The organism is Pedobacter sp. UC225_65, assembly GCF_042698365.1.
Lineage (GTDB): Bacteria > Bacteroidota > Bacteroidia > Sphingobacteriales > Sphingobacteriaceae > Pedobacter.
Window position 1 is genome coordinate 1,712,247 of sequence record NZ_CP170550.1, and the last position, 16,467, is coordinate 1,728,713.

10 protein-coding genes, 1 tRNA gene and 2 pseudogenes are annotated in these 16,467 nt (G+C 38.0%); 2 read left to right on the plus strand and 11 right to left on the minus strand.

Features of this window, described 5'->3' with window-relative positions:
- Window positions 1–355: 355 nt before the first annotated feature.
- The 6 genes from ACFJIZ_RS09025 to ACFJIZ_RS09050 all read right to left on the minus strand — a co-directional run bounded on the left by ACFJIZ_RS09025 (window position 356) and on the right by ACFJIZ_RS09050 (window position 7,631).
- Window positions 356–2,683 carry an outer membrane beta-barrel protein gene (locus tag ACFJIZ_RS09025; protein ID WP_379092570.1) on the minus strand — a complete coding sequence of 776 codons (2,328 nt, stop codon included), beginning with the start codon at window positions 2,681–2,683 and terminating at the stop codon, window positions 356–358.
- A gap of 186 nt (window positions 2,684–2,869) precedes the next feature.
- Window positions 2,870–3,814, minus strand: a complete 945-nt coding sequence (locus ACFJIZ_RS09030) for an energy transducer TonB (protein WP_379092573.1) — start codon at window positions 3,812–3,814, stop codon at window positions 2,870–2,872.
- 143 nt (window positions 3,815–3,957) lie between these two features.
- Entirely contained in the window at window positions 3,958–4,326 is a 369-nt protein-coding gene (locus tag ACFJIZ_RS09035) for a BlaI/MecI/CopY family transcriptional regulator (RefSeq protein ID WP_379092576.1), read from the minus strand.
- Window positions 4,327–4,683: 357 nt separating this feature from the next.
- Window positions 4,684–6,042 (minus strand): serine hydrolase domain-containing protein, encoded by a 1,359-nt coding sequence (locus tag ACFJIZ_RS09040; protein WP_379092579.1) that lies wholly within the window; start codon window positions 6,040–6,042, stop codon window positions 4,684–4,686.
- Window positions 6,043–6,136: 94 nt separating this feature from the next.
- Window positions 6,137–7,270 carry a helix-turn-helix domain-containing protein gene (locus ACFJIZ_RS09045; protein ID WP_379092581.1) on the minus strand — a complete coding sequence of 378 codons (1,134 nt, stop codon included), beginning with the start codon at window positions 7,268–7,270 and terminating at the stop codon, window positions 6,137–6,139.
- Window positions 7,271–7,557: 287 nt separating this feature from the next.
- Window positions 7,558–7,631 (minus strand) — tRNA-His (locus ACFJIZ_RS09050).
- A gap of 306 nt (window positions 7,632–7,937) precedes the next feature.
- On the opposite strand from ACFJIZ_RS09050, the gene ACFJIZ_RS09055 reads away from it, so the two are divergent.
- On the plus strand, window positions 7,938–11,174 hold the full coding sequence (locus ACFJIZ_RS09055) for a S41 family peptidase (RefSeq protein ID WP_379092584.1): 3,237 nt from the start codon (window positions 7,938–7,940) through the stop codon (window positions 11,172–11,174).
- A 116-nt stretch (window positions 11,175–11,290) separates the two neighbouring features.
- Window positions 11,291–11,750, plus strand: a pseudogene (rnhA, locus tag ACFJIZ_RS09060) (ribonuclease HI).
- 330 nt (window positions 11,751–12,080) lie between these two features.
- Here rnhA and ACFJIZ_RS09065 read toward each other — a convergent pair.
- The 5 genes and pseudogenes from ACFJIZ_RS09065 to ACFJIZ_RS09085 all read right to left on the minus strand — a co-directional run bounded on the left by ACFJIZ_RS09065 (window position 12,081) and on the right by ACFJIZ_RS09085 (window position 16,326).
- Window positions 12,081–12,263: a DUF2911 domain-containing protein gene (locus tag ACFJIZ_RS09065; protein WP_379093966.1), complete on the minus strand. Its 183-nt coding sequence runs from the start codon at window positions 12,261–12,263 to the stop codon at window positions 12,081–12,083.
- Window positions 12,188–12,598 (minus strand): DUF2911 domain-containing protein, encoded by a 411-nt coding sequence (locus ACFJIZ_RS09070; RefSeq protein WP_379092587.1) that lies wholly within the window; start codon window positions 12,596–12,598, stop codon window positions 12,188–12,190. The genes ACFJIZ_RS09065 and ACFJIZ_RS09070 overlap by 76 nt, the downstream gene beginning before the upstream one ends.
- A gap of 222 nt (window positions 12,599–12,820) precedes the next feature.
- A pseudogene (gene fbp / locus ACFJIZ_RS09075) lies at window positions 12,821–13,892 on the minus strand (class 1 fructose-bisphosphatase).
- Window positions 13,893–13,915: 23 nt separating this feature from the next.
- Window positions 13,916–14,407 (minus strand): metallophosphoesterase family protein, encoded by a 492-nt coding sequence (locus ACFJIZ_RS09080; RefSeq protein ID WP_379092590.1) that lies wholly within the window; start codon window positions 14,405–14,407, stop codon window positions 13,916–13,918.
- Window positions 14,408–14,634: 227 nt separating this feature from the next.
- Window positions 14,635–16,326 carry a serine hydrolase gene (locus ACFJIZ_RS09085; RefSeq protein ID WP_379093969.1) on the minus strand — a complete coding sequence of 564 codons (1,692 nt, stop codon included), beginning with the start codon at window positions 16,324–16,326 and terminating at the stop codon, window positions 14,635–14,637.
- Between the last annotated feature and the right edge of the window lie 141 nt (window positions 16,327–16,467).

A 16,467-nucleotide genomic window follows, 5' to 3' on the forward strand; every position in this document is an offset into this window, starting at 1 on the left:
CTGTTCTAAAATCAGATAAATATAGAGCTCAAAACCATGATAAATAATACAATCGATTACTCACTGGAGCTCAAAGCATAAATCGGTCTCTACTTTCTCAATTCAACGATTTGAAAAATCGTCTAAACAAAAAAAGCAGCGCTGTTCAGAACTGCTTTCAAATTAACGGGTCAGTGAAGGTGCGTAATTCGAACCATTTTGTGAACGAATTGATTGAAATAGGCGATTTTTGTAAAATTTTGAAATAATCTAAGTAGTCGACCAACTAAATGATCCTTATCCAGTTCGTGTGCTTTCTAGAAATTTGCTTGACGACTTGGTTAGAAGTTAAAAGAGCAATAGAGATGATCATTTCTTAGTTCTCGCTTAAAGCACTCCTTTGCCTTTCCTCTTCTGCGCCATTGCTCTTCTTTGTATTTTTTACCGTACCTCCAAAATTATAGCTAAAATTTAGCTTCACCATCCTGGTTTCAAACTGGTTTCGCCACAGCTGCTGCAAGGAACCGCTATTCTGACTATACTCATTGCGGTACGATTTAAAAATATCCATTGCATTCAGCTGTATAGAAGCCCTTTTATTTAAAAATTGCTGGCGAATACCTGCTGTAACATAAGTAAAAGCTCGATTGGTAATTGTCCTGTCTACACTTTTACCGCGGTAATTGAAAAGGAACATAACAGAGAAATTTTTGCTAAGCGAGAAACTGTTATACGAAGTTGCAGAAAAGCTGGCTATCCCATCACTCTCTAGCAAAGCCCCATTAAATTCTCCCTTAAATGAACGTCTGGATAAAATGGCATTTGAGCTGGTATACCACCATGGTAATACCTGTTTGCCATACATTGCCTGAAGGGTGAAATAGTCCCCATAATCTGCATTTCCAGGGAGCGTTGATATGATACCATCCGCCAGTGGAACAGAGATACTGGTAAAATCATCAATGCTATGGCTATAAGTTAGTCCAAAGAAAAATGCATTTTTATAACCATACCATAAATCGGCATTGTAGGCGACCAAAGGTTTAAGTGCCGGATTTCCCTGCTGCAGGTTGTTGCTGCTGATAATTCGCACGAGCGGATTTAGGTTTTCATAGCCGGGGCGTTCTACCCTTTTATTCATCCCTAAACTAAGGCTGTGGTTTTTAGTAAACTTATAGTCAAGATGTACAGATGGAAATGGCTGGAAATAGCTTCTTGTAAAACGATTTGTCCCAATTTCCTGTTCACCTTGTCCATTGGTATATTCGCCCCTGATACCCAGTTGATAAGAAAATTTCTCGCCAGTGTGTGCATAAGTTAAATAAAGTGCTGAAATACTTTCTTTGTAGTCAAATAAATCGGTTTGCTGCCTACCAAAATCACGATATAGGTTAGAATTTATAGCACTAACATAGCTCGTTTTCATACCCATTTCTAATTGATGCCCTTTGGCTAAAGGATGCGTGTAATCCATTTTGAAAGAATAAACATCAAATACTCTGTTTTGCTCTACTACACTGGGAAGAGCTGATGAGGAATTTAAATTGATGGTTAGGTTATCTTGATCGTTGTAATTGCCATAACGCAAATAATCTAAATCGATAGTCAAATCTCTTCCCAAGCTATCTATTTGATGTTGTAAACGAAGTCCGGATGAGAAATTAGTAGCACGAATATTAACCAGATTAATAAACTGCGATTGCGCAACAACATTATCGATAATGGCAGTACTATTACGACCAAAAGTCTGAAATCCAGGTTTAACCGAAGCAGACAGTGTAGTGCGCTTCGAAAGATAAAAATCCATTCCTAAATTTGGTGTGTAATTCGCATTGGTTCTGGTACTTTTGATAGCAGTAGTTGATTGACTTAATCCTATTCCCTTGGCATTGAGAAAAGCAGAAGCGATGTAACTATCGTAGAAGTATTTGTTGTAATTATAATCCAAATTAAGCAGCAGGTTATATACCTTTCCTTTGTAGTTAAGGTTAAGGCCTCCATTCGCTTTTCCAAATGTCCCTTTCCCCCCTCCTACATAAACATTTCCATTCAGCCCGGCTTTATAATTACGTTTACGGATAATGTTGATAATGGCTCCATTCCCGGCAGCATCATATTTTGCAGAGGGCTGGGCAATCAGTTCTACCTTTTGGATGGCAGACGAAGAAATCCCTTTCAACATACCAGCCAATGCCTCTGATGAAAGTGTAGTGGCCTTGCCATCAATATAAATCTGAACCGATTTACCGTTTAGGCTGATCCGGTCATCTGGGGTAACACTTACACCAGGTAATTGGTTCATCACTTCCATAATTGGTGCACCAGAACCTAAACCGTTGAGATTTACAATAAGCTTGTCTGCCCGCCTTTCCACAAAAGGAAGTGTTGCCGAGACATTTACGACAGCCAATTGTGTTACTGTTGGCGATATCTGAATGGCACCGAGAGATTGGGTTTGTGCATTAGCGATGTCAAAAACTCTCGAGTACACTGTGCCGTAGCCCATCATCCTCAACTCAATAAAATATTTGCCATCAGGAATTTCGAAACTAAACTTTCCCTTATCATCGGCAAGTATAGCTTTAACGACGCTAGAGTCTGCATTTCTTTTTAAAAGAATCTGTGCAAATGGGAGCTCAACAAACTTTTCATCCACAACATTCCCAGTAATTTTACCCAACTTTTGTTGAGCATTAACAAGCATGGTGCTGAAAAACAAAATGAAAACTAAACCATAGTAAGAAGGGGCGGATTTAAGTTGACTAAAAAGCATAACGTTTGAATTAATTTGAACAATCCAAACATATAACTAATAAACTAGTCAAACAACTAATTTATTAGCTATGATAACTAATTAATTAAATAATAGCGCATCTATCTGATTATCAGACTAAAAATTTATACCAATTTGATAAGCCGAACGTACTTTTTTCCCATTTTGTAATGCAGGTTCCCATTTTTGGCTAGATTTAATAAGCCTTAACGCTTCTTTATCACTGGCTTGGTCTAAACTTTTTTCAATTTTTTCGCTACTGATCGTTCCATCGATTTCCACAACGAAACTCACCACCGCTCTTCCATTTTTATTGGAAACCTTTTTTGCATTGCTGATCAAATATTTGCTAAACGCATCAAATCCACCAGGGAAACTCGCTGCCTTATCCACTTTGTGATTACTAGTGAAATCTGAGGTATTAAAGGCGCACAAAAGCGCAAGCAGAGGCAAGCATAAAACATACTTCCATAGCCTGTGGCGGCTAGATTTTTTCTGTTGCAACATCTTTATCCTCGATTCGAGCAAGGAGGCATTATTGAATGTATTTGCCAATACTGGTCCCGCATTTAGGTTCTGTAGAAAAAGTAACATGGCGTATTGCTTCTTGCTTTCTGTAAAGTTACATGCATATTCATCGGCCAAATATTCGTGGATAAGCTTAAGGCTTTTACGATAGCCATAAATAATAGGATTAAACCAAAAAAATACACCTATTATTTCAAGTAGTATAAGATCGAGTGTATGTAATTGTTTGACGTGTATATTTTCGTGCGCATTAATTACAGATAGGCCGGAAAGTTTTTGATCGATCACCTTTGTTTTCCAAAAAGTAAATGCATCTCCATCTTTGGGTAGCCTTATTTGTTTTTTTACACGGACTATTTTGATTAACAGTATGATGGCACTAATTACTACCCCTATCCAATAGGCAAAGGCTACCCAATTTAATTCTTTCCCAATAGTTTTCCCTAATTTCTCTACCCCTACAAATGCTAGCGTAGTGGTTACTAGTTCTACCTTTGGTAATACCATTACCAAAGACAAATCCAAAAATGGCATTAATATCGATAAGCAGAGTGAAACAAGCAGGTAAATCCTGTTAAAGACAAAAAAAGTTTCTCGTCTAAGCAACAGCAGATAAAAGAGATAAAACATAACTAGCGAAACACTAGACCAGAGAAAGTAATATTCAAGTCCCATTGTTAATCTTTTATCTGATCTATCATTTTAAGCAACTGTTCGGCGTCTTTCATATCTATTTTCTTTTCCTGCACAAAAAAAGAGAACATGTCTTGTACTGAATTGGAAAAATAACTGCCCAAAAATTTATCCGCCTCATAACGCACGTATTGTTCTTTGCTAATTAAGGGAAAGTAGCGATGGGTTTTACCAAAAGCTTCATAGCCGATTACTCCTTTACTCTCTAAAATCCTGATGATGGTTGAAACAGTGCTGTATGCAGGTTTTGGATCTGGCAACTCACCTATAATTTCCTTTACAAATGCTTTTTCCAATTTCCAGAGCACCTGCATTAATTGGCTTTCAACTCTCGTTAAATCTTTGATGTCCATGGCATGTTTATTTAGATACAAATATCAGCTAAAAAATTAGTTGCCACAACTTAGAATAACAATCGAATGAATTTAGCAAATTGGTTATAACAATATAGGTAAACATCGAACTGCTTTTCGCAGATCAGTTTAGATTTTTCCTCGCTACACTGCATTCGAAATGACGATGGGGATAAACAAAAAAAGCAGCTCTTTTCAGAACTGCTTTCAAATTAACGGGTCAGTGGCGGTGTGCAATTCGAACCATTTTGTAGATGAATTGATTGAAATAGGCGGTCTTTCAAAAATTTTGGAAGAAAAAAGCTTTCAGCATATCTAATTTATTAAAAATACTTGGATTGAATCTCAGTAAACCAACTACTCTATTTTCTTCCAGTTAAATATTCCATTTTGATTAACAATAAATTTTAGCACTTTATCATTTTGAACTATAAATTCACATTTGGCATCATAAATATCTTTAAACTCAAATTTTAGACGGATTGAAAAACAAGTGGATAAAATTCTTTTTCTGAAATATAGGCAACAAGAGGATCCATTTTCTTTTGCGATTTTTATTTTTCTTTTAGAATTACTGGTCAGTGCGTATACCCCTATGTATTTATTTAAAACAACATCTGTTTGCTTAAATTCCGTTTGTGATGATTTACCTATTACTATGCCCGAAATAGCTGTAAACAACTCTTCTGTTCTTGTACAATCACAATTGCCCAAAACTACAATATAAATCCCTTGCTCTGGATAATACACTTCGATTGTTCTATACCCTGTTATTGCACCTCCATGTGAAATCCCCAACGAGCCATTTATTGTGTTGATCATCCACCCATATCCATAGTTTATTTTGGTGCCATCATTCAAACTAAAAGGCATAAAGGCTTTTTCTAAGGTTTGCTTCTTAAGCAATTTCCCATCAAGCAATCCGTTCTGCCAGATTAATAAATCTTCAGTATTAGAAATAAGTGTACCTGCTGCATAAGGAATGCTTGCTCCCCAATAATCTGCCTTTTCATAATTGGTAGATTTTTTATAGCCATAGGTACGATTCGGAAAAATCCTGCTCGAATTATCGCAATACGTATTTTTTAAGCCTAATACATTAAAAATATTTTCTTGCAAATAGTTTTCATACGTTTTACCCGTTATTATTTCAATTATATAACCCAACAAAATATAATTAGAATTGCTATACATATATCTTGTTCCAGGATTAAATTCAAGTAATTCATTTTTAAAATATTCGATTATTTCCTTTGGTTCGAAATCTCTACGAATCATATAAGGATCGCTATAATTCATTTGTAGATAATCTTTTAATCCTGAAGTATGTGTCAAAAGATTTTCGATACTGATTTTATGTGGTTTTGATGAAAAGTTAGGAATGTATTTTTGGATGCTATCCTGTAAAGATAATCTACCCTGCTCCATTAATTGTAAGATAGCTACTGCAGTAAATTGTTTGGTGATAGAACCAAGATTGAATAGCATATCTGCTTTCATTGGTACATTTAATTCTAGATTCGCACTACCAAAAGCCTTATTATAAATAACATTACCGTCCTTAGCCACCAATACACTTATACCAGGGGCATTGAGTACATATTTAGTCGACAATAAATTATCAATTGAAGTACTAATAGATGTTCTTGGTCCAGTTTGTGCAATAACTGATGTATTGAATAACAATGTGTAAAGGAGGATTAATAGTTTTCTCATTGCATTTGTGTTTAGGTCACAAAATTCTACAATAAGATGGAAAAGAATTTAATTTTACATTTCTCAAATCATAATTTGAGAAGTTTTTAGTCTATCAAACTATCATTTTACGAAACTTAGATGGAGATAAACCTGTAGACTCTTTAAAAACCCGTTGAAATGTTGCTTGTGAATTAAAACCACACTCCAGCGCAATTCCTGTTATTGTTAAATGATCAAATTCTGAACTGCTAAACTTTTTCTTAAATTCTTCTACACGGTAGCCATTAACAAATTCGTTAAAACTCTTATGAAAATGTTGATTTAAAACAGCAGATGCAATTCTTGGGGAAGAATGCACATGCTTAGCCAGAGTATTTAAATTCATATTGGGATTCAAATATAATTTTTCAATCTCCATAGCTGTTTGAAGAGATTTTGCTATAGTAATCAGATCATCATCAGATAATAGATTTTTAATATCTCTAACTCTTTTGATTTCCAAATATTGAGTGTGCGAAATCATATATCCTTTTATTCCCAACCAGTAAACAAGGATAGCAAGCGGAAGATAGATAGGGTACCAACCGAAAGCATTTAATATTTTATTAGTGTAGCTTGGAATAACATAGGGAATAAGATAAAGCAGCCATATCCCTTGAAAGCAAGTAAAAACATTAATAAATTGCTTTAGCCAATTAAGATTTGTTTCTGAAATAGAAGTCAATCCTAATTTGGCTGTCGACAAATATTTTGAAGCTAAGCCTACATATATTGTCATAGAAGCCCATCTAGGAATATCAGCGTAAACATTAAATTGTTCTATAAAATTAACCCAAGGTTTAGGATTGCGATTCAGTAGACCAGAGTATAATCCAATAATATAAATAATTATGGTAAACGATGGAATAAGATCGACAAGAACTGGATAAAAATGATATTTAAATCTTTTTTCTATTTTAAAGTTAGGCTCGATAAAAGATCTCATATAAAAATACAGCAGCGGGCCCAATGGCATAATTACAACCATTGGCAATAGTTGGGTAAAAAACTGCAAAAATTTTATGTCAAACCAATTTACATAGCTACCATATAAATTTATGCTCGCTAATACTATCACGAAGATTAAAGCTGCTAACAACCGATTAGTTAATTTGTTTTTCTTCAAAAAAAACAACAAGATACTCGTTATAAAGCCTTGTAAACAACCAAAAAGTATAACCGTATTTAGAATATCATTTAATTTCATTTACATGCAAAATAGAAATTTCTTTGTGCTTTTTTAAGTTTAAATAAGACAGTAATATTTATTTCTCTTTGAACTAAGAAATCCGAGAATCAGGCACTCAGAGATAGCTTTTTATCGTGCTTTCAGAAAGCGTTCAATTGACACGAATATATTATAAGTAATCTAAAATACTAAATAAGGATAATCCCTATCTGGCTTCATTAAAAAAGCCAATAAAAATACAGGACGCTAAAAAACACCCTTAAACAAAAAAAGCAGCTCTTTTCAGAACTGCTTTCAAATTAACGGGTGGCTGATGGGGCTCGAACCCACGACCCTCGGCACCACAAACCAATACTCTAACCAACTGAGCTACAACCACCGTATTTTTTAGTGTCACAAAAGTACGATTTTTCTATTTCCCTGCAAATATTTTTATCATTTCTCTATTAAAAACACCTAATCATTTAACTTACAATAGATTTAATAAAAAATTAAGCTATTTTACAAATGCAACTTTGTGTATTTAACATTTTATCCATTACTTTGTGTATGCGATAGAAATCTAGCTTGAACGCAGCTTAAGCCCAAGTAAACGATCATAAAAAGTAAGACTTAGGCTAGCGAACAAGTTTTATTTAAACTAATATAAAAGCTATTTTTACAATCAGATAACAACCTAAAACTAATGAAGAAACTATTGACCCTATCACTTGGTCTTTTTTTGCATACCACCATCATGGCGCAAGAAAAACCACAATGGATGCGATATCCAACGATTTCGCCCGATGGTACAACCATTGCATTCACCTATAAAGGCGACCTGTACCGTGTAGCCAGCACTGGCGGAAATGCACAACAACTCACCTACCACGAAGCGCATGATTACATGCCACAATGGAGCAAAGATGGCAAACAGATTGCCTTTGCTTCAGACCGATATGGCAATTTCGATGTATTTGTAATGGATGCCAATGGTGGTCCTGCCAAACGCCTCACCTACCACTCTACCAATGAAGTTCCATTTAGCTTTTCTGCCGACAACAAATCGGTCATTTTTGGAGGGGTTAGACAAGATGCGGTAAACCACCGTCAGTTTCCTACCGCCTCACAACCGGAGCTTTATAGTGTCCCCGTTAATGGTGGCGGCATTACACAGGTATTCACCATTCCGGCCGAAGCCGTACAAAGCAGTAAAGATGGAAGCAAAATGGTTTACCACGATAAAAAGGGTGGAGAAAATGAATGGCGCAAACACCATCAATCGGCTATTGCCCGTAACATTTGGTTATACGATAAAAAAACAGATAAACATACCCAGCTCACCAGTTTTTATGGGGAAAACAGAAATCCTGTTTTTACCGACAATGAGCAGAGCATCTATTATTTAAGTGAGGAAAGTGGCAATTTCAACATCCACAAAATGCCTTTAAAAGAAAAGGCCAAGAGCGAACAAATCACCAAATTCAAGACTTTCCCAGTTCGCTTTTTGAGTGCGGCCAACAATGGTACCTTGTCTTTCGGTTATGATGGCGAATTGTACACGCTTAAACCAGGTGCTGGTCCACAAAAATTGAATGTGCTGATCAATACCCAAGAAAAATCGAACAACGATGCATTTGTAACCATTAATGGTGGCGTGAGGGAAATGTCGATATCTCCTGATGGCAAGGAAGTAGCCTTTATTGCCCGTGGCGAGGTGTTCGTAACCTCAGTAGACGGCAAAATGACCAAAAGATTGACCAATACACCAGCACAGGAACGTTTCGTAGAATTTGCACCTGATGGTAAATCGGTAGTCTATGCCAGCGAACGTGAGGGCAAATGGCGTATTTTCGAAACCAGAAAAGTACGCAAGGAAGAACCTTACTTTTTCGCTGCTACCCTATTGGAAGAAAAACCTTTGGTCAGCAATAACAACGACAACTACATGCCAACGCTATCGCCAGATGGTAAAAAAATTGCCTTTATTGAAAACCGCCGTACCTTAAAAGTAATGGAGATTGGCAATAAACAGACTGTAACCCTATTAACACCAGACCAGCTTTTTTACATGCAAGATGGCGACCAATACTTTACCTGGAGCCCAGATAGCAAATGGTTATTGGCCACTTACAAACCAACCATGTCTAACGGCGAAGTGGTTTTATTGGATGCCAATGGCAAAGAGCCGATGAAAAACCTGACCAAAAGTGGCTATGGCGATGGCAATGCAAAATGGGTAAATGGTGGCAAACAATTGATCTGGTTCAGCAACCGCGATGGAATGAAAGCACATGCCAATAGTGGTTCTTCGCAAAGGGACGTGTACAGTATGTTCTTGACCAAAGACAGCTGGGACCGTTTTAACCTGAGCAAAGATGATTTTGCACTTTTAAAAGATGTAGAAGCTGCCGAGAAAAAAGCCAAGGAAGAAGCCGCCAAAAAGGAGGCCAAAGATCCAAAAGCAAAACCTGTAAAACCAGATTCGACCATTGTATTTGATTGGGATGGCTTGGAGAACAGAAAATCAAGGTTGACCATCCATTCTTCTTCACTGAGTGATGCCGCCTTATCAAAAGATGGCGAAAAACTTTACTATTTGGCCAGTTTCGAGAAAGGCAGTAATTTATGGAGCACCAATTTGCGCACCAAAGAAACCAAAATGGAAATTCCTTTAGATGGCATGGGCGGTAGCTTGGTATGGGATAAAGCACAGAAAAACCTATATCTATTGAGTGGTGGTCGCATTGCCAAAATAAACATGGACAACAACAAACGCGATCAGATCAATATTGAGGGCGAAGTACAGATCGATGCCGCAGCTGAAAGAGCTTACATGTTTGAACACGTTTGGTTACGCAATAAGGGGATGTTCTATACCCCGGATATGCATGGTGCCGATTGGGATGCCTTAAAACCTGCTTATGCCAAATACCTTCCACACATTGGCAACAGCTACGAATTTGCCGAAATGCTTTCTGAACTATTGGGCGAACTGAATGTATCCCATTCTGGAGCTCGTTACAGCAGAAGTATTCCAAATGCAGATGCCACAGCATCCTTGGGTATCATTGCCAGCTACAAACATCAAAATGATGGAATCTTGATCGATGAAATTCTTTCTGGAGGACCATTAGACAGGGCAAACTTGAAGGTAAAAACCGGGATGATCATCGAAAAAATCGACGGGCAATTGATCGAAGCCAACCAAGATGTGGCCAAATACTTGAACAGAAAAGCAGACCAGTTTACCTTAATAGAGGTATTGGACCCAAAAACCAAAGAAAGACAACAGGTTACCATCAAACCAATCAGTTTGGGTGCAGAAAATCAATTGCTCTACAAACGTTGGGTAAAAAGTAATCAAGCCGAGGTAGACAGTTTAAGCAAAGGACAACTCGGTTATGTGCATATTCCTGGGATGAGCGATGGGCCTTACCGCAGTGTATATGAAGAAATGATGGGTAAGTTTTCAGACCGCAAAGCTGTAATTGTCGATACCCGTTTTAACGGTGGTGGCGATCTGGTATCGGATCTGGCGATGTTCTTTACTGGTCAGAAATTCTTGGATTATGCTACGGCACAACGTTCGGTAGGTTTCGAACCAACCTTTAGGTGGACCAAACCAACCTTGGCCATGTTCAATGAAGCCAATTATAGCGATGGACATTGTTTCTCTTGTGGTTATACTGATTTAGGTATCGGAAAAACCGTAGGCATGCCCGTACCTGGCACCTGTAGTTTTGCAGGTTGGGAAGGATTACCTGATGGTACTACTTGGGGTTCAGTGCCGATCAGTGCCAAAAACAAAGCTGGCCAATGGTTAGAAAACAACGAAACCAAACCAGATATACAGGTTAAAAATATGCCTGGGCAAATTGACAATGGAAAAGACCAACAATTACAGGTAGCCATTGCCGAATTATTGAAAACAGTAAAATAATACATATTAACATGCAAAAAGAAAAGCCTGGATCATCAAAATTCGGGCTTTTTGGTTTGATCTTTTCCACATCGCTACGCGAGTATGCCCAATAAAACTTAGCTTTGCCAGCAGTTATGATACAAATCTATACAGACGGTGCAGCAAGTGGCAATCCAGGCCCAGGTGGTTATGGAGTGATCTTGCGTGCCGGTGCCCATTATAAAGAATTGAGTGGTGGTTTTAGGATGACGACCAATAACCGCATGGAGCTACTCGCCGTAATTGAAGGGCTAAAGGCCATTAAAAAACCTGGCCAGCAGGTTACCATATACTCGGATTCTAAATATGTGGTCGATTCTGTAGAAAAAGGTTGGGTATTTGGCTGGGTAAAAAAAGGATTTCAGGGCAAAAAGAACAAAGACTTTTGGAATCCAATACTTGGCCTTACATAAGCTACATCAGATCAAATTCATTTGGATCAAAGGCCATAACGACCATCCCGAAAACGAACGGTGCGACCGCTTGGCCGTAGCTGCGTCCCAAAACAAAGCAGAACTGGGCATAGATGCCTTTTTTGAAGCAGAGCGTGCTTAAAGTAAAGTGATTAGTTTTTCGTTGATAGTTGTTAGTCACCAGACTATCCCCTATTTACTATTTCCAAAAAAGTCTGAAGTTTAGAGTTGGGAAGTCCGGAAGTTGACGGGGCTCGATTCTCAAATCTCAATAAACAATTAACCAGTTTTCAGTTGTTAGTTTTCAGTACCAATGAACTATTGAACAAATGAACCAATGCACTATTGAACCAATTTTGTCAGTCTGAGCCTGTCGAAGACAGTGAACAAATGAACCAATGAACTATTGAACCAATGAACCAAAAAAAGCCATGCCAATGTAGCACAGCTTTTCTAACTTATATCTTGCTTTTTACTTGATGCTAACCGGTACCGAGATTTTGTCCCAATCTAAGGTAAAACCATTTTTAGTAAACTTGTATTCCAATCTTTCTTGTGTTGCTGGCAAAGCTTTGGTCTTTACATCAACACGCAACTGATCTTTGGCCTCTTCATATTTAAAGGCACCCCATTGTTTGGCTTCTTTGTTAAAAATAGCCGTCCATGTACCACTTTCTCTAGGATCAAAAAGAAACTATATTTTCCGGCAGGTAAGGTTTTACCTTCAACTTTAATGTCTTTATCCGTTTCGAAAGTAGTGGCATCATTTGCGCCTGCACGCCAAACTTTGTCGTAAGGCTCTAAACCGCCCCAAATTTTACGTTCTTTAACTGCCGGACTACTGTAATTAATGGTAATCGTAGCATCTTTAATTTTGCCAGTAGCGGTAGCCGCTGGACTAGGTTTTGGCTTCGCTGCATCTTGTGCCATTGCATTGACCGAAATGCAAACTGCAAAAAGCATGGTGATTGATCTGATAATTGCTTTCATAATTTAATAGTTTTCTATCTACTAATTTAATCATTATATCTGAGATCTGAGCATAAAGCGCAATCAGTTAGCAGTAAAACAATTGTCAGTTTTTATAGCTTAAGATTTTTTAAACCTACTTATTTACTATTCCCCAATAAACCAATGACCAATAAACCAATGACCAATGAACCAATGACCAGTGAACCAATGAACTATTGAACCAATGAACTATTGAACTGATCAATCAATCCCTCCAACCACACCTAGTTGTTCCAACTTCACATCGGTAGTTTGTAATGGAGCAACAGGCGAATGTTCTGCCATTAGTTCTTCGGCCATTTTTACCATTTTCGCTGATCCAATAAATATAGAGGTCCGTTGGTGCAATGCGGTAGGTTCAATGTCCAAGATCCTGTTCAAACCATCAGAGGCAATGCCCCCTGCCTGCTCAATGATAAAAGCCATTGGGTTACATTCGTACAGCAACCTCAACTTTCCATTTGGCGAAGCCGCTGTGGTCGGATACATATAGATACCGCCTTTGATCAGGTTCCTGTGGATATCAGCCACCATAGAACCGATATATCTTGACGTATAGGGTCTTTTGGTAGACAAATCTTCTACCTGAGCGTATTTGAGATATTTTTTAACACCATCAGGGAAATGCACATAATTACCCTCATTGATAGAGTAGATTGTTCCATCTTCTGGGATCTTCATATTTGGATGCGAAAGACAGAACTCGCCAATTGAAAGAGTCTAAAGTAAAACCGTTTACCCCTTTTCCAGTGGTATATACCAACATGGTAGATGATCCATAGATCACATAACCTGCCGCAACCTGTTGGGTTCCCTTTTGTAGTACATCTGTTAAAGTAGCATTTCCTTCAACCGATTTACGGCGATAGATAGAAAAGATTGTACCTACGGCAACATTACAATCGATGTTAGACGAGCCATCCAAAGGATCGATGCACACTATATATTTGGCATTTTTAGATACGGGCGAATCGATGGGCACAAAATCGTCTTCCTCTTCTGTAGCCACGATACAACACTCGCCACCACTGGTCAGTGCTGCGATAAACTGTTCATTGGCATAAACATCCAATTTCTTTTGGCCTTCACCTTGGATATTGGTGGTGCCTGCATCACCTAAAATATCAACCAGACCAGCTTTGTTAACCTCTCTGTTTACAATTTTCGATGCAATCCCGATGTCTCTTAACAACCTAGAGAGTTCGCCTTTGGCGTAAGGAAAGTCTAATTGTTTTTCGATGATGAACTGACCTAATGTTTTTATACCTGACATATTTACTTAGTGTACTTTTTACGTTATCTATTCCCTAATTCTATGGCCTCAAAGTTATGTATTTTTTCTTCCGAAATACGAAAACGAATCAAAGTTCTTACTTTATGCCACCCATGTTTTCCAGCTGCACCGGGGTTTATGTGTAAACAATTTATTTTTTTATCGAAAATTACTTTTAAAATATGCGAATGACCGCTGATAAACAGCATTGGGGGCTTAGTGTAAATTTCTTTCTTCACCTGCGGGCTATAATGGCCTGGATATCCACCAATGTGTGTCATCCAAACATCGACCTCTTCGCATTTGAACCTCAAATGTTCGGGAAAGGTTGCCCTGATGTCCTTGTCGTCGATATTTCCGTACACGCCACGCAAAGGTTTAAAGGCTGCCAAAGGCTCGGCCACGTTTGGTCCAAAATCTCCAGCGTGCCATATTTCATCACATTCGTCGAAATATTTAAAAACAGCATCGTCTAAATAACCATGTGTATCAGAAAGTAGCCCTATTCTTTTCAATTTTATTGGTTTATTGGTTCAATAGTTCATTAAAGTAAATAGTAAAAGGAGAAATAGTTTAAGAGCTCTTACTTTTTATTTTACTCCTTCCGTCTTCGACAAGCTCAGATTGACATTTTTAATAGGAGTAAATAAAGAATAGGAAATGCCAAATGGTTTCTTAGCAGGACAAATCGCACTATCCATAGCTCATGCCTCAAATCTCACTACTCCTATCTTTACTTGTACTAGTTCTTCTTAACTGCCTTAAATACGCCATTAGGCTGTATAAAAGACATCGAGCTTACCTTTTGGTCTGCTCCAACATCGAACTTCACGCTAAAACCTTTCAAAGCCTTTAATATAAACGTGTGGTCATCACCAACTGTAGTTTCGTACTCAGGTTGCCCAGGAACAAACACGACTAATGTATTTCCCTTTAAAAATACCTTAACCGTAGCTTGGCCCATGCTGTATTCGCCAACATATTTTTCAAGTTCCTTTAGGGATAACACTTTTAGCTCTGGTTTAATGTCGAATGCGACAGGTTTTTCACTACCATCCAACAAGATGCCGATGCTTTGGATCCTTCCATCCTGACCACTGGCAAAATTGAACAATAAATTACTCTCTGTAGTATCAGCTACCCCATTTTTATCAATTGACCTTGGATCAAAAACATCATAATACATATGTTTAAGCAATACCTTTTCATCGCCCAATACTGTGTATAGTGCATTCTTTTCCAGCGACACCTTGATTACGCCATAGGCTGGGTTATCAAAAGTGCCTGTATAATCTTTAAGCGGATGTGATGGCGTTGTATTTAAGATCGGCGTTTTTTTGATCGATTTTTTACTCAAATTAGCAGCTAATGCTTCGGCAGTAGCTTTTTTAGCATCGCCATTCCAATCAATTGTTTTGAGGTTAAAGAGACGATCTGCAATCGAATTGCGCACCACATCAGGCACTTGCGATTGATTTTGGTTGGTCAATACTACAATTCCTATCTTATCCGTTGGGAAAAAAGCCACATTGGCAGAGAAACCATTGATATTGCCCCCATGTTCTACCATATAATGACCTCGGTATGAGCTCAACATCCACCCTAAACCATAATTTTCAAAGTACACATCTTTTTGTGCACTAGGTAGTCCACCATCCATTACCATTTGAGAGCTGGCCGCTTCGGCAATATAAGAACTTGGCAAGATTTCCTTTTTTTGATAACGGCCACCACTAATCCATACTTTTAACCAATTGGCCATATCGTTTACACTACTGTTGATGCTACCTGCAGGGCCCATGCCATTGATATTGTAATAATCAACTTTTTTGATTTCATTACCTTTTACGGTTGTATATGGCAATGAGGCATCGCTATCATTCTGGAAAGCTTTGATATCCGTATTGGAACGATTCATGTCTAATGGAATAAAAAACTTCTCTTTGATGTTCTGTTCCCATGTTTTACCACTCAATCGCTCTACAATCATGCCCTGTGCCAGGTACATAAAGTTATTGTAGTACCATTTCTGGCGAACCGCTGCCGTTGGCTTCATGTACTTTACTCTAGTAATAATGCTGTCTCTATTGGCGGTATTGAACAAAAGCCACGAAAAATCATACCTGGAAAGTCCGGTTCGATGTGCCATCAGGTCTCTCAATGTGATTTGACTATTCATTTCTTCAGTATAAAAGCGCAATTGCGGGAGCAGGCCAACAGCCTTGTCCTCAAATGTCAGTTTACCATCTTTTTGGAGTAGTCCCAATAAAGAGGCCGTAAATGCCTTGGAGCTAGAGCCAATGGCAAAAAGTGTATTTGGGGTTACTGGCTTTTTATTTGCTACATCGCGATAGCCAAAACCATTGCTATAAATCACTTCATCACCTTTTACAATCGCTACTGCAAAACCTGCTACGTTCTGGTCTTTTAGGATCCTGTTTCAACAATGAGTCGATGCCAGGTATCAGATCGGTAATTAATGTTGGCTTTTTTTCTTGTGCAACAACCGAGATTGAAATAAAGAAAAACAACAAATAGGATAAGGTTGATTTCATCTTTTAAATAGGTTAATGTT

Coding starts and splice junctions, on each gene's coding strand:
- ACFJIZ_RS09025 (WP_379092570.1), bottom strand. CDS start 2,683: ATGCTTGTTAATGCTCAACAAAAGTTGGGTAAAATTACTGGGAATGTT.
- ACFJIZ_RS09030 (WP_379092573.1), bottom strand. CDS start 3,814: ATGCCATTTTTGGATTTGTCTTTGGTAATGGTATTACCAAAGGTAGAA.
- ACFJIZ_RS09035 (WP_379092576.1), bottom strand. CDS start 4,326: ATGGACATCAAAGATTTAACGAGAGTTGAAAGCCAATTAATGCAGGTG.
- ACFJIZ_RS09040 (WP_379092579.1), bottom strand. CDS start 6,042: ATGAGAAAACTATTAATCCTCCTTTACACATTGTTATTCAATACATCA.
- ACFJIZ_RS09045 (WP_379092581.1), bottom strand. CDS start 7,270: ATGAAATTAAATGATATTCTAAATACGGTTATACTTTTTGGTTGTTTA.
- ACFJIZ_RS09055 (WP_379092584.1), top strand. CDS start 7,938: ATGAAGAAACTATTGACCCTATCACTTGGTCTTTTTTTGCATACCACC.
- ACFJIZ_RS09070 (WP_379092587.1), bottom strand. CDS start 12,598: ATGAAAGCAATTATCAGATCAATCACCATGCTTTTTGCAGTTTGCATT.